Source organism: Achromobacter sp. 01N37 (assembly GCF_056399725.1).
Map to the genome: position 1 here is coordinate 416424 of NZ_JBFTRX010000004.1, position 21111 is coordinate 437534.

At 65.5% G+C, this 21111-nt stretch carries 22 protein-coding genes and 1 riboswitch; of the genes, 16 read left to right on the forward strand and 6 right to left on the reverse strand.

Going from position 1 to position 21111, the window contains the following annotated elements:
- Window positions 1-77: 77 nt before the first annotated feature.
- The 11 genes from AC1DSJ_RS10840 (at window position 78) to AC1DSJ_RS10890 (ending at window position 10471) form a co-directional block, all read left to right on the forward strand.
- The gene (locus tag AC1DSJ_RS10840) at window positions 78-989 is read left to right on the forward strand and encodes a fumarylacetoacetate hydrolase family protein (RefSeq protein ID WP_054421254.1); all 912 of its coding nucleotides are present in this window, start codon (window positions 78-80) and stop codon (window positions 987-989) included.
- 47 nt (window positions 990-1036) lie between these two features.
- Complete coding sequence (locus tag AC1DSJ_RS10845) at window positions 1037-2218, forward strand: ABC transporter substrate-binding protein (protein ID WP_441371422.1); 1182 nt, start codon at window positions 1037-1039, stop codon at window positions 2216-2218.
- The gene (locus AC1DSJ_RS10850) at window positions 2215-3129 is read left to right on the forward strand and encodes a branched-chain amino acid ABC transporter permease (protein WP_054421256.1); all 915 of its coding nucleotides are present in this window, start codon (window positions 2215-2217) and stop codon (window positions 3127-3129) included. The genes AC1DSJ_RS10845 and AC1DSJ_RS10850 overlap by 4 nt, the downstream gene beginning before the upstream one ends.
- Window positions 3126-4112, forward strand: a complete 987-nt coding sequence (locus AC1DSJ_RS10855) for a branched-chain amino acid ABC transporter permease (RefSeq protein WP_441371423.1) — start codon at window positions 3126-3128, stop codon at window positions 4110-4112. The genes AC1DSJ_RS10850 and AC1DSJ_RS10855 overlap by 4 nt, the downstream gene beginning before the upstream one ends.
- Window positions 4102-4872 (forward strand): ABC transporter ATP-binding protein, encoded by a 771-nt coding sequence (locus AC1DSJ_RS10860; protein WP_441371424.1) that lies wholly within the window; start codon window positions 4102-4104, stop codon window positions 4870-4872. The genes AC1DSJ_RS10855 and AC1DSJ_RS10860 overlap by 11 nt, the downstream gene beginning before the upstream one ends.
- Complete coding sequence (locus tag AC1DSJ_RS10865; protein ID WP_054421259.1) at window positions 4859-5551, forward strand: ABC transporter ATP-binding protein; 693 nt, start codon at window positions 4859-4861, stop codon at window positions 5549-5551. The genes AC1DSJ_RS10860 and AC1DSJ_RS10865 overlap by 14 nt, the downstream gene beginning before the upstream one ends.
- Before the next feature lie 75 nt (window positions 5552-5626).
- Window positions 5627-6388, forward strand: a complete 762-nt coding sequence (locus AC1DSJ_RS10870; RefSeq protein WP_054421409.1) for an FCD domain-containing protein — start codon at window positions 5627-5629, stop codon at window positions 6386-6388.
- Window positions 6381-7265 (forward strand): alpha/beta hydrolase, encoded by an 885-nt coding sequence (locus tag AC1DSJ_RS10875; protein ID WP_054421260.1) that lies wholly within the window; start codon window positions 6381-6383, stop codon window positions 7263-7265. Before AC1DSJ_RS10870 ends, AC1DSJ_RS10875 begins: the two co-directional genes overlap by 8 nt.
- Before the next feature lie 117 nt (window positions 7266-7382).
- Complete coding sequence (locus tag AC1DSJ_RS10880; RefSeq protein WP_054421261.1) at window positions 7383-8297, forward strand: LysR family transcriptional regulator; 915 nt, start codon at window positions 7383-7385, stop codon at window positions 8295-8297.
- 160 nt (window positions 8298-8457) lie between these two features.
- Window positions 8458-9450 carry a Bug family tripartite tricarboxylate transporter substrate binding protein gene (locus tag AC1DSJ_RS10885; RefSeq protein ID WP_175170548.1) on the forward strand — a complete coding sequence of 331 codons (993 nt, stop codon included), beginning with the start codon at window positions 8458-8460 and terminating at the stop codon, window positions 9448-9450.
- A gap of 76 nt (window positions 9451-9526) precedes the next feature.
- Window positions 9527-10471 (forward strand): M14 family metallopeptidase, encoded by a 945-nt coding sequence (locus tag AC1DSJ_RS10890; RefSeq protein WP_441371425.1) that lies wholly within the window; start codon window positions 9527-9529, stop codon window positions 10469-10471.
- A 113-nt stretch (window positions 10472-10584) separates the two neighbouring features.
- Here the strand turns inward: AC1DSJ_RS10890 and AC1DSJ_RS10895 are convergent, their stop codons facing one another.
- The 3 genes from AC1DSJ_RS10895 to AC1DSJ_RS10905 all read right to left on the reverse strand — a co-directional run bounded on the left by AC1DSJ_RS10895 (window position 10585) and on the right by AC1DSJ_RS10905 (window position 13684).
- The gene (locus AC1DSJ_RS10895; protein ID WP_054421264.1) at window positions 10585-11106 is read right to left on the reverse strand and encodes a lipocalin family protein; all 522 of its coding nucleotides are present in this window, start codon (window positions 11104-11106) and stop codon (window positions 10585-10587) included.
- A gap of 80 nt (window positions 11107-11186) precedes the next feature.
- Window positions 11187-12758 (reverse strand): glutamate--cysteine ligase, encoded by a 1572-nt coding sequence (gene gshA, locus AC1DSJ_RS10900; RefSeq protein ID WP_342067206.1) that lies wholly within the window; start codon window positions 12756-12758, stop codon window positions 11187-11189.
- Window positions 12759-12790: 32 nt separating this feature from the next.
- On the reverse strand, window positions 12791-13684 hold the full coding sequence (locus AC1DSJ_RS10905; RefSeq protein ID WP_175170546.1) for an alpha/beta hydrolase: 894 nt from the start codon (window positions 13682-13684) through the stop codon (window positions 12791-12793).
- Window positions 13685-13743: 59 nt separating this feature from the next.
- On the opposite strand from AC1DSJ_RS10905, the gene AC1DSJ_RS10910 reads away from it, so the two are divergent.
- Complete coding sequence (locus AC1DSJ_RS10910; RefSeq protein WP_054421266.1) at window positions 13744-14301, forward strand: hypothetical protein; 558 nt, start codon at window positions 13744-13746, stop codon at window positions 14299-14301.
- Here AC1DSJ_RS10910 and AC1DSJ_RS10915 read toward each other — a convergent pair.
- Entirely contained in the window at window positions 14291-14509 is a 219-nt protein-coding gene (locus AC1DSJ_RS10915; RefSeq protein WP_054421410.1) for a LuxR C-terminal-related transcriptional regulator, read from the reverse strand. The two genes, AC1DSJ_RS10910 and AC1DSJ_RS10915, sit on opposite strands and share 11 nt — an antisense overlap.
- Before the next feature lie 245 nt (window positions 14510-14754).
- Between AC1DSJ_RS10915 and AC1DSJ_RS10920 the strand changes: the two genes are divergently transcribed.
- Window positions 14755-15651, forward strand: coding sequence for an AEC family transporter (locus tag AC1DSJ_RS10920; protein WP_054421267.1), 897 nt, complete (start codon window positions 14755-14757; stop codon window positions 15649-15651).
- A 4-nt stretch (window positions 15652-15655) separates the two neighbouring features.
- Here AC1DSJ_RS10920 and AC1DSJ_RS10925 read toward each other — a convergent pair whose 3' ends face one another.
- Window positions 15656-16663, reverse strand: coding sequence for an Ldh family oxidoreductase (locus AC1DSJ_RS10925; protein WP_054421268.1), 1008 nt, complete (start codon window positions 16661-16663; stop codon window positions 15656-15658).
- Between the two features lie 149 nt (window positions 16664-16812).
- Window positions 16813-16894: riboswitch (SAM riboswitch) on the forward strand.
- Between AC1DSJ_RS10925 and metX the strand changes: the two genes are divergently transcribed.
- The 3 genes from metX (at window position 16884) to AC1DSJ_RS10940 (ending at window position 20117) form a co-directional block, all read left to right on the forward strand.
- Window positions 16884-18146, forward strand: coding sequence for a homoserine O-succinyltransferase MetX (gene metX, locus AC1DSJ_RS10930; RefSeq protein WP_054421269.1), 1263 nt, complete (start codon window positions 16884-16886; stop codon window positions 18144-18146). It overlaps the preceding riboswitch by 11 nt.
- The gene (metW, locus tag AC1DSJ_RS10935) at window positions 18143-18757 is read left to right on the forward strand and encodes a methionine biosynthesis protein MetW (RefSeq protein WP_054421270.1); all 615 of its coding nucleotides are present in this window, start codon (window positions 18143-18145) and stop codon (window positions 18755-18757) included. Before metX ends, metW begins: the two co-directional genes overlap by 4 nt.
- Before the next feature lie 76 nt (window positions 18758-18833).
- Window positions 18834-20117, forward strand: a complete 1284-nt coding sequence (locus AC1DSJ_RS10940; protein ID WP_428980508.1) for a muropeptide transporter — start codon at window positions 18834-18836, stop codon at window positions 20115-20117.
- Window positions 20118-20204: 87 nt separating this feature from the next.
- On the opposite strand, the gene AC1DSJ_RS10945 is transcribed toward AC1DSJ_RS10940, so the two are convergent.
- On the reverse strand, window positions 20205-21074 hold the full coding sequence (locus AC1DSJ_RS10945) for a universal stress protein (protein ID WP_054421271.1): 870 nt from the start codon (window positions 21072-21074) through the stop codon (window positions 20205-20207).
- Between the last annotated feature and the right edge of the window lie 37 nt (window positions 21075-21111).

Below are 21111 nucleotides of genomic sequence, written 5' to 3' on the forward strand. Positions count from 1 at the left end.
TTCCCCTTTCATTTTTATTCGCCGCGCGGGCCTGGCTCGCGCGTTGGCTCAACTCGTCCTGATTCAATGGAGTTCCTATGCGCTTGGTGACTTTTCGCGCTCATCCCACGGCCGCCGCAAGGCTTGGCGCGCTGGCCGAAGGCTATGTGATTGACCTGGCTTTGCTGGGGCAAGCGGGCGGCGTGGACCTGCCCGACGACATGCTGGCGTTCATCGACTTAGGCCCCGTGGCCGTTGCGCAAGCCACGCGCCTGATGGACGCGTATCGCGGCGAATGGCCCGTTGGCACGGCGCTGCCGCAGGAAAACGTGAAGCTGCTGGCGCCCATTCCGCGCCCGCGCAAGAACATCTTCGGCATCGGCCTGAACTATGTGGAGCACGTCGCGGAATCCAGCCGCACGCTGGACACGTCCGCCGACTTGCCCAAGCAGCCGGTGATTTTTTCCAAGCCGCCCACCACCGTCATCGGCCCGGGCGACGCCATCGAACACAACGCCAAGATCACGCAACAGCTGGACTGGGAAGTGGAACTGGCCGTGATCATGGGCCGGCGCGCGTCCCGCGTGGCCGAGGCCGACGCCTTGTCTTATGTGTTCGGCTACAGCGTCATGCTGGACATGAGCGCGCGCGATTGCCGCCGCGCGGGCCAGTGGATTTATTCCAAGGGCCAGGACACGTACGCGCCGTTCGGCCCGTGCATCGTCACCGCCGACGAAATCCCGGACCCGCAGGTGCTGGACTTGTGGCTCACCGTCAACGGTGAGAAGAAGCAGGGCTCCAACACGCGCCACATGCTGTTCAAGGTGCCGTTCCTGATTTCGGACATCAGCGCCGGCATCACGCTGGAGCCGGGCGACATCATCGCCACCGGCACGCCCGAAGGCGTGGGCGCGGGCCGCAAGCCGCAGGAATGGTTGTGGCCGGGCGATGTGGTGGTGGCGTGCGTGGAAGGCATCGGCACGCTGCGTCATCCGGTGGTGGCGGTGTAGGCAACGCCCGGCCGCAAGGCGGGCAACGCAGTCTTCAAGGGGAAAACATGATCAAGAAACAAACACTGGGCGGCGTGGCCGCCGTGTTGTCCGTCGCCGTTGCCATGGGCACGGCAGTTGCCGCCGAACCCGTCAAGATCGGCTTCATCGCCACCTTGTCCACGCCGGCGGGCTACATCGGCGAAGACGAGCGCGATGCGTTCAACCTGGCGATCAAGCAGGGCGATGGCAAGCTGGGCGGCGTGCCTGTGCAGCTGGTCATCGAAGACGATGGCTTGAAGCCCGCCAACGCCAAGCAGGCCGCCGACCGGCTGCTGCAATCGGGCGTGAAGCTCTTTACCGGCGTGAACTTTTCCAACGTGCTGGCGGCGGTGGTGCCCAGCGTGGTGAAGTCGGGCGCGTTCTACGTGAGCTTGAACCCCGGCCCGTCGAACTTTGCGGGCGAAAAGTGCGACCCGAACTATTTCGTGGCGTCGTATCAGAACGATGCCTTCCACACCGCGGGCGGCGTGGCCGCCAATGAGCTGGGCTACAAACGTGTGGTGCTGCTGGCGCCGAACTATCAGGCCGGGCGCGACGCCATCGAAGGCTTCAAGCGCACGTACAAGGGCGAGGTCGTGGCCGAGATCTACACCAAGCTCGATCAGTCTGATTTTTCTGTGGAGCTTGCGCGCCTGCGCTCGCTGGCGCCGGAAGCCATCTACCAGTTTCATCCCGGCGGAACCGGCATCAACTTCGTCAAGCAATATGCGGCGGCGGGCCTGAACAAAACCATCCCGATGCTGATGCCCAGCTTCTCGATGGATGCGCGGATGATCCAGGCAACGGGCGACGCTTCCGCCGGGTCTTACACCACCGGCATCTGGTCGCAAGACCTCAATAACCCGCAATCGCAGGCCTTCGTGAAGGCGTTCAAGGATGCTTACGGACGCGTGCCCACCGACTACGCGATGCAAGCCTACGACACCGCGCAACTGATTGGCGTGGGGCTGAAGGCAACGGGTGGCGACTTGTCCAAGGCGGCGGAATTTCGTGCGGCGTTGCGCAAGCCCGAGTTCACGTCGTTGCGCGGCAAGTTCAGCATGAACACCAATCAGCATCCCATTCAGGACCTGTACCTGATGCGTATCGAAAAGGACAGCGCGGGCGGCTTGTCGCCGCATCTGGTGCGCAAGCTGGTGTCTGACGACAAGGATGCCTACGCCCAATTTTGCAAGATGCCATCATGACGCTTCTGTTTGAACAGCTGCTCAACGGCTTGCAGTTCGGCGCCATGCTTTTCATGCTTGCGGCCGGACTGACGCTGATCTTCGGGATCATGGGCGTCGTGAACCTGACGCACGGTTCCTTCTACATGGTGGGCGCGTACTGCGCGGCCTACGCCATCGGCACCACGGGTTCGTTTCTGGCGGGCGTGCTGGCTGCGCTGCTAGGCGCGGGCCTGTATGGCATTTCGGTAGAAGTGCTGGTGATACGCAAGCTGTACAAGCGTGATCACCTGTACCAGGTGCTGGCAACTTTTGGGCTGCTGCTGTTTTCGAACGAAGCGGTCAGCCTGATCTTTGGCCGGCGTCCGCCGCTGGTGGGCATTCCGTCTTTTCTGGAAGGCGCGGTGACGCTGGCGCCGGGCTTTCAGTATCCGCTGATCCGCCTGTCGTTCATCGCCATTGGCGCGTTGGTGGCGGTGGGCTTGTGGTGGCTCGTCAACCGCACGCGCATCGGCATGTTGATCCGCGCAGGCGCTGACGACCGCGAGATGGTGGACGCCCTGGGCGTCGACATCCGCAAGCTCTACACGCTGGTGTTCGGCCTGGGCGCTTTGCTGTGCGGGTTGGCCGGCGTGATGGCCGCGCCGCTGTTGGCCGTTGAAATCGGCATGGGCGAACGCATCCTGATCACCACCTTTGTCGTCATCGTGATTGGCGGGGTGGGCTCGGTGCGCGGCGCGCTGGCGGGCGCCTTGCTGGTGGGCATGGTCGACAGCCTGGGGCGCGCGTTCCTGCCGCAACTGCTGTCCACGATGTTCTCGCCCGCCACGGCAGACCCGCTGGCGGCCGGCATGGCGTCGGCCAGTATCTATGTGTTGATGGCGATCGTGCTGATCGCCAAGCCCGGCGGCTTGTTTCCGGCGCGAGGATGATGATGACAAACACGCTTTCAAATCGCGCCCGCTGGGGCTTGGGCGGCCTGGTGGTATTGATCCTGCTGCCCGCGGCCGCTGTGGCGTCGGGCTCGCCGTTCCTGATCGGCGTGGTGACGCGCTTTCTGATCTACGGGCTGGCCGCGGTCAGCCTGGATCTTGTCATTGGCTACGGCGCCATGGTCAGCTTCGGCCACGCCATGTTCTTCGGCCTGGGCGGTTACGCCGTGGGCATCATCGCGTTTCATACGGCCGAGGCCGGCCCGATCTTCGGCTGGGCGGGCAGTAACGCGGCGCTGGTGGTGTGGCCGATTGCGCTGGCGGTGTGCGCGCTGGCTGGCTGGATCTTCGGCTATCTGGCGCTGCGTACGCGCGGCGTGCAGTTCATCATGATCACGCTGGCGTTCGGGCAGATGGTTTATTTCATTCTGGTGTCGTTGCAGTTTTACGGCGGCGACGACGGCTTGATGATTCCGCAACGCAACGTGCTGCCGGGCGTCAATCTGGAAAGCCCCATGGCCTTTTACTACGTGTGTCTGGCGTTGCTGACGGCGTGGACGCTGCTGTGCATCCGCGTCACGAACTCGCGCTTTGGCATGGTGCTGCAAGCGTTGCGCCAGAGCGAGCGGCGCGCGCTGAACTTGGGCGTTGCGCCCACGCCGTACCGGCTGAGCGCGTTTGTGCTGTCAGCGGTGGGCACAGGCCTGGCGGGCGTGCTGTGGGCCAACTACGCCGGGCTTGTCACGCCGGATATGGCGGCGTGGACCAAGTCGGGTGAGCTCATGGCCATCGTGATTCTGGGCGGCGTGGGCACCTTGCTGGGGCCGATTGCGGGCGCTGCCGTGTTCCTGGGGCTGGAGCAGATGTTGTCGTCGCTGACCGAGCATTGGCTGCTGTACATGGGGCCGATTCTGGTGCTGGTGGTGTTGTGGGGGCAGAAGGGCCTGTTCGGAAAACTGCTGGAGACGCGCCATGCCGACTGACCCCCGTACGAGCTTGCTGCAACTGACGCAGCTGCGCAAAGCGTTTGACGCGGTGGTGGCCACCAACGGCGTCGACCTGGACGTACAGGCAGGCGAGATCCACGCCATCATCGGCCCGAACGGCGCGGGCAAGTCGACGTTGATTGCGCAGATTTGTGGCGAGATCCGGCCGGACTCGGGCACGATTCATCTGGACGGGCGCGACGTGACCGCGCTGCGCGCTTTTGAACGCGCGCGGCTGGGCCTGGGCCGTTCGTTTCAGATCACCGAGCTTTGCCACGAATACACCGCGCTGGAAAACGTGATTCTGTCGCGCATGTTGAAAGGCGGCCGCGCGTTTGGCGCGTGGTCTGATCCGCGCCGCGATGCCGGGCTGAAGGCCGAAGCCATGCAATGGCTGACGCACGTCGGGCTGGAAGACCGCCGCCATGTACGGTCGGCAGACCTGGCGCATGGCGAAAAGCGGCAGCTGGAACTGGCGGTGGCGCTGGCGCGTTCGCCGCGGCTGTTGCTGTTGGACGAACCCATGGCCGGCATGGGGCCCGAGGAATCGGCGCGCATGACGCGGCTGCTGCAAGGCATGAAGGGCGACTACGGCATCTTGCTGGTCGAGCACGATATGGACGCCGTGTTTGCGCTGGCGGACCGCATCAGCGTGCTGGTGTATGGGCGCGTGGTGTTCAGCGGGCCGCCCGACGAGGTGCGCCGCCATCCGGATGTGCGCGCGGCCTACCTGGGAGAAGAACATGTTGAAGGTTGATGGGCTGACGGGCGGCTACGGGTCGAGCAAGGTGCTGTTCGGCATGTCGTTCGAAGCCAGCGAAGGCGAGGTGATTTCGCTGATTGGCCGCAACGGTATGGGCAAGACCACCACGGTGAAAACCGTGATGGGCATGTTGCCGGCAACGGGTGGCGCGGTGCAGTTTCGCGGGCAGACATTGGGCCGGTCTGCGCCCAGCACCGTGGCCCGCCTGGGCGTGGGGCTGGTGCCGGAAGGGCGGCGCGTGTTCGGTTCGCTGACGGTGCAGGAAAACCTGGTGGCGACGTCACGCGCGGCGCCGGGCGGGTGGGACCTGGAACGGGTCTACACCTTGTTCCCGCGCTTGAAGGAACGGCGTGGGCAGTCGTCGCGCACCTTGTCGGGTGGCGAGCAGCAGATGCTGGTGGTGGGCCGCGCGCTGATGACCAACCCCAAGCTGCTGATTCTGGACGAGGCCACCGAAGGGCTGGCGCCGCTGATTCGCCAGGAAATCTGGCGCTGCCTGCGCGCGCTGAAGTCCGAGGGACAGACCATTCTGGTCATCGACAAGAACCTGCCCGAGATGGCGACGCTGGTCGACCGCCATTACATCGTCGACAAGGGGCGCGTGGCCTGGTCGGGCAAGCCGGCCGAGCTGTCTGCGCAGCCCGAGCTGGCGCATCGGTATCTGGGCATCTGACGGCGACGCCGCGCGGGTAGAATGGGCCGCCTGTGCGCGGATCGGCGGACAAGCCGCTGACATCTGGAGAGCATGTTGAAGCCAAGAATCAAAGCTTCCCGCCAGGACGATCCCGGATCGGACGGGAATGCTGACGTGGAAGAAATTACGCTGTCGGAGCAGGTGTATCGCCTGCTTCGGCGCGACATCATGAGCGGTGCGTTCGCGCCGGGCCAGTCGCTGCGGCTGGAGTTGCTGAAGCAGCGCTACGGCAGCAGTTTTTCGCCCATTCGCGAAGCGCTCAACCGCTTGCGCAGCGAACGCATGGTGGTGAACACCACATCGCGCGGTTTCAGCATCGCGCCCTTGTCGGTCGAGGAAATGTGGGACGCCTGTGAAACGCGCATCCTGATTGATTGCGATGCCCTGCGCCGCTCGCTGGCCAATGCGGACGATGCCTGGGAAACGCGGCTGGTGGGGGCGTATCACGCGCTGACGCTGGCGGCGCAGCGCGCGGGCGAGGCCTCACCGCCGTCGGAAGAACGGGAAGAACTGCTCGAAGCGCGCCATCTGGATTTCCACCATGCCTTGATTGGCGCGTGCCGGTCGCACTGGCTGCTGGACTTGTCTACGCAGCTGTATGCGCAAACCGAGCGTTACCGCCGCCCTGCGCGCGCGGGCGCCACGGCCTACGGGCCGGAACGCAACGTGGATGACGAACACCGCCAATTGCTTGACGCGGCGATTTCGCGCGACGCGGATCGTTCCGTCGCCATGCTGGCGGCCCACTACCGCAAGACCGCGCAATTCATCGAACGGATCATTTCACAGCCCGACTCGCAGGCACGACATGCATAACGCCGACATCGACCTTTTCTTTCCCACCATCGCCGAGCGCGAGGTGCAATACAACGCGCGCGAATCGGTGGCGGATTTTGACGCCTGCGTGCGGCGCTACGCGGAATCGTCCGCGCGGGTGCGCACGCGCCGCCCCGGCGTGCTGGACTTGCGCTACGGCATGGGCCAGGACGAGCGGCTGGACTTGTTCCTGCCTGCCGCGTCGCGCGCCCCGGCGCCGCTGTTTGTGTTCATCCACGGCGGTTACTGGCGTGCGCAGCGCAAGGAAGATGCGCCGGTCATGGCCGAAGCCTTCAACGCCGCGGGCGCCGCCGTGGCCACGCTGGAATACACGCTGGTGCCGGAAGCCACGTTGGGCGAAGTGGTGCGCGAAGTGCGTTCCGCCGTGGCGTGGCTGTACCAGAACGTGGCGGCCTATGGCGTGGACCCTGACCGCATCTATGTGGGCGGCAGCTCGGCAGGCGGCCATTTGGCCGGCATGCTGGTCGCGCCCGGCTGGCCCGCGCGCTATGGCGTCCCGGACGACGTCATCAAGGGCACGCTGGCGCTAAGCGGGCTGTTCGACTTGCGACCGCTGTGCGACATCCTGCCGAACACGTGGCTGCGCCTGACGCCGGAGCAAGCCGCGCATCAAAGCCCCATCTTCAACCTGCCCGAACACGCGGGGCCGATGCTGCTGGCAGTGGGCGGCCTGGAGACGCAAGGGTTCAAGAATCAGACTTCCGCGTTCGAAGCCGCCTGGAACGCCGCGGGTCTGGCGTCCACCCGCATCCCCACGCCGCATTGCAATCACTTCGATCTGGTCAACGAGCTTGAAGACCCGGACAGCGACCTGACGCGTGCGACCTTGGCGATGATGGGGCTGGCGGCGCGCTGAGCGACGGTCTGATTGGCCGGTCAACCCAATGGCCAGCCAATCTACGGGACGGTCAATCGCTTAAACGGGACGGTCAATCGCTTAAGCTACTGCCTTGTGCTTTCGTACGCTCGCCTTATGGCCGACCTGAAACTCCTTGAAGACCTGATCGCGCTGGCGCGTACCGGCAGCTTTGTGCGCGCGGCCGAGCTGCGCCACGTCACGCATCCCGCTTTCGGGCGGCGCATACGCGCGCTGGAAGTTTGGGCCGGCGCGCCGCTGGTCGAACGCCAGCATTTGCCCGTCACCCTGACGCCCGAAGGCGAAGCCCTGCTGAAGACGGCCACCCAGGTGGTCGAGCAGATGGGGCTGGTGCGCCATCGCATCCGCAGTTCAGGGGCGGGCGGCGAAGCGGTGTTGCGCATCGCCACCGGCCGCAGCCTGGCGCGCACTTTGGTCGCGGACTGGATTGCCCGGCTGCGGCATCGCACGCCCAAGGTGCTTACCGAGGGCACGCAAGTGGAGCTGTCCACCGGCAAGGCGCAGGATCTGGTGGTGCGGCTGGAGCAGGGCAAGGTGGATTTGCTGTGCTGCTACGAGCATCCGGCGCTGTCCGTGCCGCTGAGTCCGGCGCGCTATCGCTACATGACGCTGGCCACCGACAAGCTGGTGCCGGTCAGCCAGGTGGATACGCGCGGCCGCGCCCGCTACACGCTGCAAGATGGCGGGCCGCCGGTGCCGCTGATTACCTATACGGGCGGGCTGGCGATGGAACGCATCGTTGGCGACCGCCTGGAAACCACGCCTTATGCGCTGACGCCGTTCGTGCGCAGCGATTCGCTGGACGCCGCCCATGGTGCGGTTGCCAAGGGGGTGGGGGTGGCGTGGTTGCCGTGGTCGATGGTGGCGGCGGATTGCCGGCGAGGCGTGTTGGCCGCGCTGGGTGGCCGCAGCGAGGAAATCGCTTTTGAAGTGCGCTTGTACCGGCCGCGCGCGCGCTTGACGGATTTGGCGGAAGCCGCCTGGGAAGCCACCGCCAATCGCAAGGCCTGATCGCCGTTCTGCGGCTGCCCATCATTATCGAAAAACAAGATAAGCACGAAGATGTGCCGTTTTGGCACGGATGACGTGCGTGCGCGCCACGAAAATGTGAGCCGAAACCTCAAATGAGACGGCCACGCCGTCCACCCCCAGCACCCCAAGGAAGAAAACCATGAAGTCCATTCTGCATCCGCTGCGTGCAGCGCTTGTTGCGTTGTGTGCCGCCTCGGCCCTGGCTGCCGCCCCGGCCGCGTCTGCCGCGGATTACCCCGCCCGTACCATTTCGCTGATCGTCGGCTACCCCGCCGGCGGCAGCCTGGACCTGACCGCGCGCCTGTTGGGCGAAGAGCTGGGCAAGCGCCTGGGCCAGACCGTGGTGGTCGAAAACGTGGGCGGCGCCGGTGGCACAATCGGCGCGCAACGCGTGGCGCGTGCGGCCCCCGACGGCTACACCATCTTTCTGGGCTCGACCAATGAAATGGTGATTGCCCGCATGATCAACACGGCGGTGAAGTACGACAGCGCCAAGGATTTCACGGCGCTGGGCCTCGTGGCCTCGCAACCGATGCTGCTGGCCGCCAGCAAGAATTCCGGCGTGAAAACCGCCGCCGACTATCTGAAGAAGCTGCGCGGCGCTGACGCGGGCACGTTCAACTACGGCTCGTCGGGCGTGGGCACCACGCTGCATCTGGCGGGCGAAATGATCAACCAGGCCACCGGCACGCGCGCCGAACACGTGCCGTACCGCGGTGTGTCGCCGCTGGTGACGGACCTGATGAGCGGCCAGCTGGACTACGGCATGCTGGTGCTGTCTTCGGGCCTGCCGCAAGTGCGCAGCGGCAACATCGTGGCGCTGGGGCTGACCGAGAACAAGCGTTCGCCGGCCGCGCCCGAGATCGCGCCGTTGGCCGCTACCCCGGGCTTTGAATCCGTCGATATCAACCTGTGGTTCGCGCTGTATGGCCCGGCGGGTTTGCCGGAGCCGGTGGTCACCAAGCTGCGCACCGTGCTGGATGAAACGCTGAAGTCCGAACCGTTCCGCAACAAAATGCAGGACGCAGGCGGCGAAGTGGCCAAGCCGGGCGTGGACATGGTGGCCTATCAGGCCGAAGAGACGAAGAAGTACGGCGCGCTGGTCAAGGCCGCCAAGATCGAAGCACAGTAAACGTGCAGAGTAGACGTGCACTAAAACCACAGCCATCAACCCCATCGCATCACCAGGCAACACAGCGGATCACACCATGGAATTCAAGCTTCCCGTTCCCGACCTGAGCGCCGAGCGCGCCGGCAACACTGGCACGCCGGGCGTGTGGCATTTTGATTCGGGCGTGCCGGGACGCACGCTCATGGTGTCCGCGCTGGTGCACGGCAACGAGCTGTGCGGCGCGTGGGCGTTGAAAGACTTGCTGGCCGCTGGCGTGAAGCCGCGCCGCGGCAGCCTGACGCTGGCGTTTTGCAACCTGGACGCGTTCGACCGCTTTGATCATGCCAACCACGATGCCTCGCGCTTCGTGGCCGAAGACATGAACCGCGTCTGGAGCGCCGAGCGCCTGGACAACCCGACCACGCCCGACCGCCAACGCGGCGCGGCCCTGCGCCCCTTCGTGGAGCGCGCGGACTGGCTGCTGGATTTGCATTCCATGCATGAGCCGGGCGCGCCCTTGTTGTTGACGGGCGTTTTGCCGCGCAACATCGCGTTGGCGCGCCGCCTGAAGGCGCCGCAACACGTGATCGTTGATGCGGGCCACAAGGACGGCGTGCGCATGCGTGACTTTGCGCAGTTCGGCGACCCGGCGCGCGAAGACGCCTGCGCCTTGCTGATCGAATGCGGTTTCCACGGCGAGCTGGCCGCGCGCGATGTGGCGCGCGACATGGTGGCGCGCATGCTGGTGGAGTCGGGCGTGCTGGATGCGGCTGACCTGCCGGCGGGCTGGCTGATGCCCGCTCCTTCCGTGCAACGTGTGCTGGAAGTGACGAATGCCGTCGTTGCACCGTCGATGGACGTGCAGTTTGCGCAGGGCTGGACAGGGCTGGAAACACTGGAAGCAGCGGGTTCGGTGATCGGCTGGGCAGATGGCCAGCCCATCGTGACGCCGTACGATCACTGCACGCTGATCATGCCGTCGTTGCGGCAGTTGAAGCCCGGCGTGACGGTCGTGCGTCTGGCGCGAGACTACGCGGGCTGACCTGTCGTGGGCTGATACCTGGCCAAATGATGACCGGCGCAATCATGCGCCGGTTGTGTCATTGCTGAGAGACTGCTGAGCGGCTGCTGAGTTACAGCTGCGTCAGTGCTGCGTCACTTCTGCGGTGTGTAGCGCAGTTCATCCAATTGATAGCCCTGAGCCGTGGCCGCGGCCAGGGCTTTGTCCAATTCTTCCTTGGGCAGTTGCGGCGAACGCGACAGAATCCACAGGTACTTGCGGTCGGGCGTGCCCACTACCGCCCAGCGGTATTCCGGGTCCAGGCCGATGACCCAGTAGTCGCCCTTGAAGGGTTTGACGAACGTGACTTCAAGCTTGGCGTTGTTGCTGCCTTCCACGACAGTGGCGGTACCGGAGGCGGAATCGATATCGCCGTCCTTCGTGCGGCAGCGATTGTTCACGCCTATCGTGCCATCGGGATGCGCGGTGTATTCCGCCGTGGTGTCGCCGACGCAGTTGCGCTGGAAGAACATCGGAAAATTCGCGATCTCGTACCACATGCCTGCGTAGCGTTTTAGGTCTACCGATTCCACGGTCTGCATGGCGGGCGGCGCGGCATGGGCGATACCCGCCATGCTGGCTGCCAAGGCCAGCAAGAGTGTTGCAGTGCGGCGCATGGAAAAAACCTCCTGAGTGACTGACGTGATTCGCGGCGCCCAGGAACGGGCGCCGCAAAACCAAACCCTAACGATACGCCTTATTTGCGCGGCGCTTTCAGCGCCTCGTGGTAGCGGGCGACATAGGTGTCGAAATCCACCGTGTCGGATTGCTCCAGGCGTTGTTGTTCCACCGTGGACTGCGCGGCGGCTTGCTCATAGGCGGCCGCCAGATCTGACGGCAGCGCTTGCGCGCGCAGCGTGTCTGCGTGTTGGCGGCTTTGTTGCAGCGAATAATCATGGAACGACAAGCCGCTTTGCGTCAGCGCTTCAAGCAAGCGCGCCGACGGCGTGGTGTCGGGGTGATCAAGCTTGGCGCGCTGCGCGGACAAGGCTTCGGCATAGGCGTTGCCGCCCAGCGCGGAATCGAACAACGCGGCGTACGGCGCGATCTGGTCCAGCAGTTCGTGGCCCCATTGCGTGAGCGATACGGCCTGGCCTTCGCGGTCGAGCATCAGGCCGGGCTTGCGGCCTTCCTTGACGACGGTCGAGAAGTTGTCGGCGCTGCGCTGGCAGTAGCCGCTGGCGGGGAAGAACGGGCTGTCGGACGTGGTGCAGAACAGCAGGAAGGCGTCGACGAAGCGGCTGGTGCTGGCGTCGATGCCCACGGGCGAGCTGGGGTCGATATCCAGGCAGCGCACTTCCACGTACTGCACGCCGCGTTCCGCAAGCGCCGTGATGGGGCGTTCGCAGCGGCCGGTGGCGCGCTTGGGGCGGATGCTGGAGTAGTACTCGTTTTCGATCTGGAGCACGTTGGTGTTCAGCTGAATCCATTCGCCGTTGCGATGCGTGCCCAGCTTTTGGTAGTCGGGCCAGGGCTGCGTCACGGCGTCGTACAAACGGCCCAGGAACGTGTCCAGGTCGTTGTAGCAAAGCTTCAACTGCGACTGCGCCTTGTTCTGGTAACCCAGGTCGCTCATGCGCAGGCTGGTGGCATGCGGCAGGTAGAGCGTGTGGTCGCCCAGGCGATTCAAGGGATGCTCGCGGCCGCGCAGGAAGTCACTGGCCAGCGCGGGGGCCGCGCCGAACAGATACATCAGCAACCAGGAATAGCGCGTGAAGTTCCGGATCAGCCCGATGTAGCCGCGCGAACGGCGGTCTTGCACCGAGCCAGGCTGCGTATCCAGCACCGACCACAAGTCTTCGGCCAGCGAGAAGTTGTAATGCACGCCGGCGATGCATTGCATCGTCTTGCCATAGCGTTCGGCCAGACCCCGGCGGTAAACATGCTTGAGCATGCCGGTGTTCGACTTGCCGTACCAGGCGATGGGAATGTCGGCTTCTGCGGGCAGCGTGGCCGGCATCGACTGATTCCAGATCAGCTCGTGGTCCAGCACGCTGTAGACGTGGCGGTGGGTATTGGTGAGCTCGGCCAGCAGCGCGTCCACATCCGTGTGGGTGCCCGTGATCAGTTCGAGCAGCGACTCGGAATAATCGGTGGTGACGTGTTCGTTGGTCAGTGCCGAACCCAGGCCAGCGGGGTGCGGGGTGCGCGACAGGATGCCCTGTTCGTCCACGCGCAGGCCTTCTTTCTCAATGCCTCGCAGCGTCTGGGTCAGCAGCGGGCGGTTGGCCTCTAGGCGGGAGAGGCGGTTGGCGGCGGTATCAGTCACGGATTCTTCTCGTATGGGTCTGTCGCCGGATTTTACGGGGTGCCGGCTTCCTGTGCCGAGGGAGCCAATACTGGGCGCAGGGACAATGCCTGAGCCGTACGCGCCAGCCACTCGTCCAGGTCAGCATAAACCGGATCGGAAATAGGGGCCGTTTCATTGAAAATCTCGTGCCAGGCGGTGTCGTACCAGCGCAAAGTCAGCAATTCGGCGGGCGCCCGCTGTGCGAATTGGCGGCTGCCTTCGGCCGCGACGATGGAATCGTCGCCCGCCACCATCAGCAGGGTGCGGCAGGGCAGCAGCCCGGCCTCGCGCAGGGCTTCCTGGCCGCCTTCGTCCACGAAGCGCGCCAGCCGGCCTGTCATGCGGCGCCGCACCAGCGGGTCGGACCGGTAGGCTTTGACGACCGCCCGGTCATGCGAGATACGGGCGGGCGCCAGCCCGTGGGGCACCCGCAGGTCCGGGGCATGCAGGGACATCCATGTCAGCGTGCGGCGCACCCATAGCGGGACGTTGACCACGAAAGGCGGCGAACTGAGCACCAGCGCATCCAGTTCGGCCATGCGGCGCAGCGCAATGCGCACCGCCACCAGCGCGCCCAGACTGTGGGCCAGCACGATGGGCGGGCGGCCTTGGGCTTGCGTCCAGGCGGTCAGCCGTTCGACGGCGTCAGTGACCAGGTCTTCCTGGTGGGCGAGCGTGGCGGGGGCGCCGCCCGAGCGGCCGTGGCCGCGGTGATCGTGCGCGCCCACCGTCCAGCCGCGTGCGGCCAGCCAGCGGGCCAAGCGGTCATAGCGCCCGGCGTGTTCGCTCAGCCCGTGCAGCAGGTAGATGCCGGGGGTGCCCGCGCCGGTAATCGGCGGGGGCACATTGGGGGCGGCGGGCCAAAGATAATTGGCCAGTGGCGTGCCGTCAGGCGCAGGGGTCATCGAAATCGGCGACAATTTCCAGATTCCTCGAAATGATTAGGCGTCACGGGCCTCGGGTAATGACGATTTCATCGCTGTTTCGTTTCATGTTCAAGAAAGCCGGCGTGATTGTGGGGTTGGCGCTGCTGGTAGCCGCCTGCTCGCCCCGTTACAACTGGCGCGAAGTGGACGTGGCCGACGGGCATGTGCGCGCCGCGTTCCCCGATCGCGTGTCGACGGAAACCCGCGACTTGCGCCTGGATACCCATACCTTGCGTTTTACCCTGGCCACGGCCACGGTGGGTGAAGCGGTGTTTGCCATAGGCAGCGCGCCGCTGCCGCCCGACATTGCGGCGGACCCGGTGGCCAAGCAGGCGTTGGGCGTGGCGCTGATGCATTCGCTGTACGCCAACATGCAGGCCCCCCCGCCTATGGCGTGGCCGCCCTACGGCCAGGAAATCGAGGTGCACGGCAAAGCCATGGGCAAGCCGGGATGGTTGCAGGCGAAGGTCTGGGTCACTGACACCATGCTGATCGAAGCGGTGGCGGCGGGCACGACGGAAAGCCTGCCCGCCGAACGCGCGCGGGAATTCCTGCGGTCGGTGGTGGTGAACCCGGCCAAACCCGTCAAACCATGACGGTGTCCAGCAGCCCCTGGCGTATTGCCGCCACCACGGCGGCTCGCCGGCCCCGGACGCCGAGCTTTGTGCAGGCGTTGCGCAGGTGGAAATTCACGGTGCTTTCACTGACATCCAGGATGCGGGCCGTTTCCCAGCTGGTTTTGCCTGCGGCCGACCAGAACAGGCAGATGGCCTGGCGGTCTGACAGGGGCTTGGCGGCCGACATCTCGCTGGGCAAGGGCGCCGACAGTGAGGTCAGCGGCGAAATCGGCGGGTGCAAGCGGGACAGGGGCGGGTTGCTGGGCAACAGGTCGGGGCAATATGCGGACAGCGGACGATTGACGGACATGGCGGCAATGGGCGGTGCGCCCTGTAGTTGACAAGGTGCCCCCATGCTGCGGCCCACATCGCCCCTGGGCAAGCATTGATGCCTTGGCGCATCAATCTCTTTATCTCTGACGGAATAGTTGTATGTTTGCCATTGCCCAGTTTTACCTGTCAGCCATTGTGCTGATGCTGCCTTTGTTGTCGTGCGTCGGCATCGGGGTGTTGTGGGGCAAGCGCGATATCCCTTTTGGCGGGGCGTTCATCACCACGCTCGTCACCTCCGTGACCACGCCGGCCCTGGTGTTCCACACCTTTGTCACGACCCACCTGGACGATCGCGCGTTGGCCGACGTGGCGGCGGCCACGTTGCTGGCGCTGCTGCTGTGCGCCGCGGTTGGCGCGCTGCTGCTGAAATTGTGGAAGTTGCCGGTGCGCACGCTGCTGCCCACGGCCTTCCTGCCCAACGCCGGCAACCTGGGCCTGCCCATTTCGCAACTGGCGTTTGGCGATGCGGGCCTGTCGGTGGCCGTGGCATTCTTTGCCGTGAATTCCTTTGTCATGCACACAATCGCCGTGCGGCTGCTGCCGGGCGTGAACACCAAGGGCAGCTGGAAAAGCCCCATTCTGCTGGCGTCGGTGGTGGCGGTGGCGTTGCGCATGCTGCATATCCCCGTCCCGGAATGGATGATTGAAACGGCCCGCATGCTGGGCGCGGTGACGGTGCCGCTGATGCTGCTGAGCCTGGGCCATGCGCTGGCGCTGATTCCGTCCAACGGCCTGCGCGATGGCGCGAAAGTCGCGGCGATCCGGCTGGTGGTGGGGTTGGCGGCAGGCTTGGCCGTGGTGTGGGCGCTGGACCTGGAGCCCGTGCTGGCCGGCGCGCTGAGCCTGCAAATGGCCATGCCTTGCGCCGTGGTCAGCTACATGTACGCCAAGCGTTATACGACGCTGGGCGACACCGCCGCTGGCGCGGTGCTGGTGTCGACGGTGGTGTTCCTGTTGCTGGCGCCCTTGATGTTGTGGTTCACCCAGGGCGCCTAGCGCGCTAGGCCACGCCCGCCATCTCGCGCAGTTGCGCCATGAGCGGGTCGGGGATGTCGACCCCGTGCTTCACGGCTTCGTCGCGCAGCTTGCGGCGGCGGTCGCCGGGCAGGCGCACGCCGTCGTCTTCCAGCATGGCGTCAACCAGGGTTTCGACGCGTTCCAGGTAGGTGTTGTTGCCCGCCAGCGCGCCCGGGTCGATCGCCATGAAGGCCTGGCCCAGCTGCGCGGGGCCGCCTGCGTCGACAAAGAACGATTCCGTTTCGAAACCGAAGTGCGCGCCGGTCAGTGCGCACGCCAGCAGTTCGACAATCAGCGCCAGCATCGCGCCCTTGACGCCGCCTGCGGGCAGCATGCTGCCTGCGAGCCCGGCCTTGGGGTCAGTGGTGGGCTGGCCGTCGGCGTCCAATGCCCAGCCCAGCGGAATGGGCTGGTGGTCGCGCGCGGCGATCATCAGTTTGCCGCGCGCCACTTGCGACAGAGACAAATCAATCACCAGCCGCGCGCCATTGCGGCGGGGAAAGATGGCGGCGATGGGGTTGGTGCCAAACAGCGGACGCTTGCCGCCCCAGGCCGGCATGGCGGCGGGCGAATTGCTCAGCGCCAGCGCCACCAGCCCGGCATCGGCCAGCGCTTCCAGGTGGTAGGCGGCTTCGCCGAAATGATGGCTGTTGGCCACGCCGATGAAGGCGATGCCGTGTTCGCGGGCGCGCAGGGCGGCTTGCTCGACCGCCATGGCGCAGGCGGGATAGGCCAGGCCCGAACCCGCGTCGATCAGCGCTGCGCCGCCGCGCTCGTGCACGATGCGCGGCACGGCCGAGCCGATGGCGCGGCCGGCGCGCAGATGGCCGGCGTAGAACGGCACGCGCGACAGGCCGTGGGAACTGATGCCCTGGCTTTCGGCAAAGACCAGCGCGCGGGCGGTGCTGTCCGCCATCGCCGGATTGGCGCCGGCGGCGGCCAGGGCGGCGGCCGCCAGGTGTTGAAGTTCGTCCAGATAGATGTGAGCCATATCCTTCCTGTCAGGGGGGCGCGCCGCGCGAAATGGGTGGGGGCTGGCGAAGCGCGCCGCCGGTAAGCGCTATTGTCACACCGGCGGCCCGCTTCAGCAGCCCCGCCAAGCAGTGCTAGAATTCTTTCCGCTGTACCTGAGTGCAGTACCCATATTTCGGCGCCGATTTGCCTGATCCGCTTGCGGGCGCCTTCCAATAAATCCAGCTAAAGAGGTCCGTATGACCACTCCTGCCCAACATTTGGCCGGTGATTCGGCCAGCGGGTTCGTCCCCGCCACCGTCACGACGTCCGACTCCGCTGATCCCGGTTCCGTCGGTCTTGTCGCACCCACCTTCATCCGCTTCGATGAGCCGCTGCCCTTGCTTAGCGGCCAGTCGCTGGCTGCGTACGAACTTGCCGTGGAAACCTACGGCACGCTCAACGCGCAGCGCACCAACGCGGTCCTGATCTGCCATGCGCTCAATGCCTCGCACCACGTGGCGGGCCTGGCGGCAGACAACCCCAGCGATGTCGGCTGGTGGGACAACATGGTCGGCCCCGGCAAGCCGGTGGACACCAACATCTTCTTCGTCATCGGCGTGAACAATCTGGGCTCCTGCTTCGGTTCGACGGGTCCGGCCAGCGTCAACCCCGAAACCGGCAAACCCTGGGGCGCCGCGTTCCCGGTGCTGACCGTGGAAGACTGGGTGCGCGCGCAGGCTCGCGTGGCCGATCACTTCGGTATCGATCGCTTTGCGGCGGTGATGGGCGGATCGCTGGGCGGCATGCAAGCGCTCAGCTGGGCCATTACCTTGCCCGACCGCGTGGCCAACTGCGTGGTCATTGCCAGCACGCCGCGCCTGTCGGCGCAGAACATCGGCTTTAACGAAGTGGCGCGCCGCGCCATCATCACCGACCCGGATTTCCACGGCGGCGACTACTACGCGCAAGACACCGTGCCGCGCCGCGGCCTGTCGGTGGCGCGCATGATTGGTCACATCACCTACTTGTCCGATGACGACATGGCCGAAAAGTTTGGCCGTGCGCAACGCGCGCCCGCCGAAAACGGCGCCTACCACTACGGCTACGACGTCGAGTTCGAAGTGGAGTCGTACCTGCGTTACCAGGGCGAGAAATTCACCCGCTATTTCGACGCCAACACCTATCTGCTGATCACGCGCGCGCTGGATTATTTTGATCCGGCCCGCACGACGGGCGGCGACTTGGCGCGTGCGCTGGCGCCCGCCAAAGCCGACTTCCTGCTGGTGTCGTTCTCGACTGATTGGCGCTTCCCGCCCGAGCGCTCGCGCGAAATCGTGCGCGCGCTGCTGAAGAACGCCAGCCCCGTCACCTATGCCGAAATCGACGCGCCGCACGGGCACGACGCCTTCCTGCTGGAAGACGCGCGCTACCATGCCGTGGTTCGTGGCTACTACGAACGTATCGCGCGCGAGCTTGGGCTGGCGGGCGATACCGCCCTGACCGAAGGACGTTCCGCATGACTCCTGTCACCCCCCGCTATGCCCATAACGCGCTGCGGCCCGACCTGGCGCGCATCGCGGGCTGGATCGAACCCGGCAGCCGCGTCCTGGACTTGGGCTGCGGCGACGGCGCGCTATTGGCGCACTTGCGCGACAACCGCCAGGTGCGCGGCGCAGGCGTTGAGCTGGACGACACCTGCGTGATCGCCTGCGTGCGGCGCGGGGTGGAAGTCATCCAGCAAAACCTGGAAGACGGCCTGGCGCTGTTTGACGACAAGCAGTTCGACACGGTGGTGCTGTCGCAGACGCTTCAGTCCATGCACCGCACCGAACACATCCTGCGTGAAATGGCGCGGGTGGCGCGCCACGGCATCGTGTCGTTTCCCAACTTCGGTTACTGGCCGCACGGCTGGGCCATCCTGCGTGGCCGCATGCCGGTCACGGGCCAGATGCCGTACCAGTGGTACAACACGCCGAACATTCACCTGTGCACGCTGCGCGACTTCGAACAGCTGGCCGGTGAGCTGAAGCTGCGCATTCTTGAACGCGCCACGTTCAACGAAGGGCACGAGGTCAAGCTGTTCCCCAGCTGGCGCAGCACGCTGGCGGTGTATCGCTTCGCGACGCCCTGACATTCCGACACCGATCGCCCTGACGGCGCGGCCGAACAGGCCCTAAAATGCCGCAAGCCTCGCGGCGCAACGCCTGTTGCGCCGTGCTGGCGCGTTTCAGGAGACCGTCATTACCGCTGTATCCAACGTCTACACCAGCCCCCGCGTGGCCCCCTTGCTGGTCCTGGGCTTTGCCAGCGGATTGCCTCTGGCCTTGACCGGCGGCACCTTGCAAGCCTGGGCCACCGTGGAAGGCGTCCCGCTCCAGGAAATCGGTTTCCTGACGCTCGTAGGCACGGCCTACACCATCAAATTCCTGTGGGCGCCGCTCATCGACCGCTACGTGCCGCCGCTGCTTGGCCGCCGCCGCGGCTGGATGCTGGTCACGCAAGTGCTGCTGGGCCTGGCCATCATGCTGATGGGGCTGATGTCGCCCTCTACCGCGCTGATGCCGCTGGCGATGCTCGCCGTGGGGGTGGCGTTTCTGTCCGCCACCCAGGACATCGCGTTCGACGCGTATTGCACGGACGTGTTGCGCAAGGAGGAACGCGGCGCCGGCGTTGCCATGAAGGTGATGGGGTACCGGCTGGCCATGATTGCCTCAGGCGGGTTGGCGCTGATCCTGGCGGACCAGTGGATCGGCTGGGGCAACACCTATGTGCTGATGGGCGGGCTGATGCTGCTGTGCGTGCTGGCCACGCTGTGGGCGCCCGAGCCGGAACATGTCGCTCGCGCCCCGCGCAATCTGGGGCAGGCGGTGGGCGAGCCTTTGGTCGAATTCTTTACGCGGCCGGGCGCTATCTCCATCCTGCTGCTCATCGTGATGTACAAGCTGGGCGACGCGTTCGCGGGCGCCTTGTCCACCACCTTCCTGATCCGCGGCGCGGGCTTCACGCCCACCGAAGTCGGCACCGTGAACAAAGTGCTGGGGCTGGCCGCCACCATCGTGGGCGCGCTGGCCGGCGGCACGCTGATGTCGCGCTGGGGCCTGTACCGGTCGCTGATGGCGTTCGGGCTGCTGCAAGCGGTGTCGAATCTGGCGTACTGGCTGATTGCGGTCAGCCCGAAAAATATCTGGCTGATGGCCACCGGCGTGGGGATCGAAAACCTGTGCGGCGGCTTGGGCACCGCGTCGTTCGTGGGCCTGTTGATGGCGTTGTGCCGGCAGCGGTTTTCGGCCACGCAGTTTGCGCTGCTGTCGGCGCTATCTGCCGTGGGGCGCACGTATCTGGCGGGGCCGCTGACGCCGCCGCTGGTGGCGTACCTGGACTGGCCGGGGTTTTTCCTGCTGACGGTGGTGATTGCCGTGCCGGGGCTGGTGCTGTTGAAAATGCTGCGTGGCACGATTGAAACCATGGAAAAGCAGGGCGACGAGGCGTAATCGTTTCCCAGACACATCGCAGCACAGCAAAAAGCGGCGCCAGAAGCGCCGCTTTTTCATGGGGCCGTGCCGATCCTGCCGGCCCGCTTATTCGCCGTCGATCAGCCGGACGATCAGCACGTCGCTCGGCAGGGATTCCAACAGGCGCTCAGCCACGCTGCCGATGGCGGTGCGCAGGATGCCGGTGCGGCCGTGCGTGCCGGTCACGACCAGGTCGGAGCGATGGTTGAACGAATATTCCGACAGCACGGTTTCGGGTTGGCCGGGTTCCAGCACCACCTTGGGCGGCGTCAGCCCAGCCAGTTCCGGCGTTTGCGCCGTGAATTCCTGCGCGCTTTGTTCCGCGCCCTTGTAGAAGCTGCGCGTGACGGCGTCGTCAGGCACGGACTTGCCCTGGAACGGCACGTCGTATGCATGGAACAGTGTCAGGTTGGCGTTGGGCACCAGTTGCAGCGCGGCGCGCAGGGCCTGACGCGAGCCGGGCGAGAAGTCGGTGGCGACCAGCACGTCGCGATACGGCTTGCGCGGGCGGGTCTTCACGACCAGCACCGGCTGGCGCGCTTGCCGGGCCAGCTTCTCAACGGTGGTGCCCAGCAGCAGCCGGCCCAGCGTTTCGTCGCGGGCGATGCCGGTGACGATCAGCGAGCAACCATAGCTGTCGGCGGTTTCCATGATGCGCGTCAGCGGATCGCCCGACACCACCACCACTTCCGACGGCACGTCAGCCGCAGACAGGTCTTCAGCCAGCTCGCGTTCGGCCAGCGACTTGTGGTCGGACGACAGGCGCCGCCAGACCGGCGTGGTCAGGCGCGCAGGCGTGGCATGGCTTTCCATGACATGCAGGACGATCAGCTTGGTATTGAGTTCCTTCGTGAGCTGTAGCGCGCGGTCCAAGGCGCGATCGCCGCGCGCGCTCAGGTCAGTCGCCAGAAGGATGGGGCCTGTTTGCTGTGTCATACGTTATCTCCCGGTTGTGGCCAGAGTGGCGACTCCC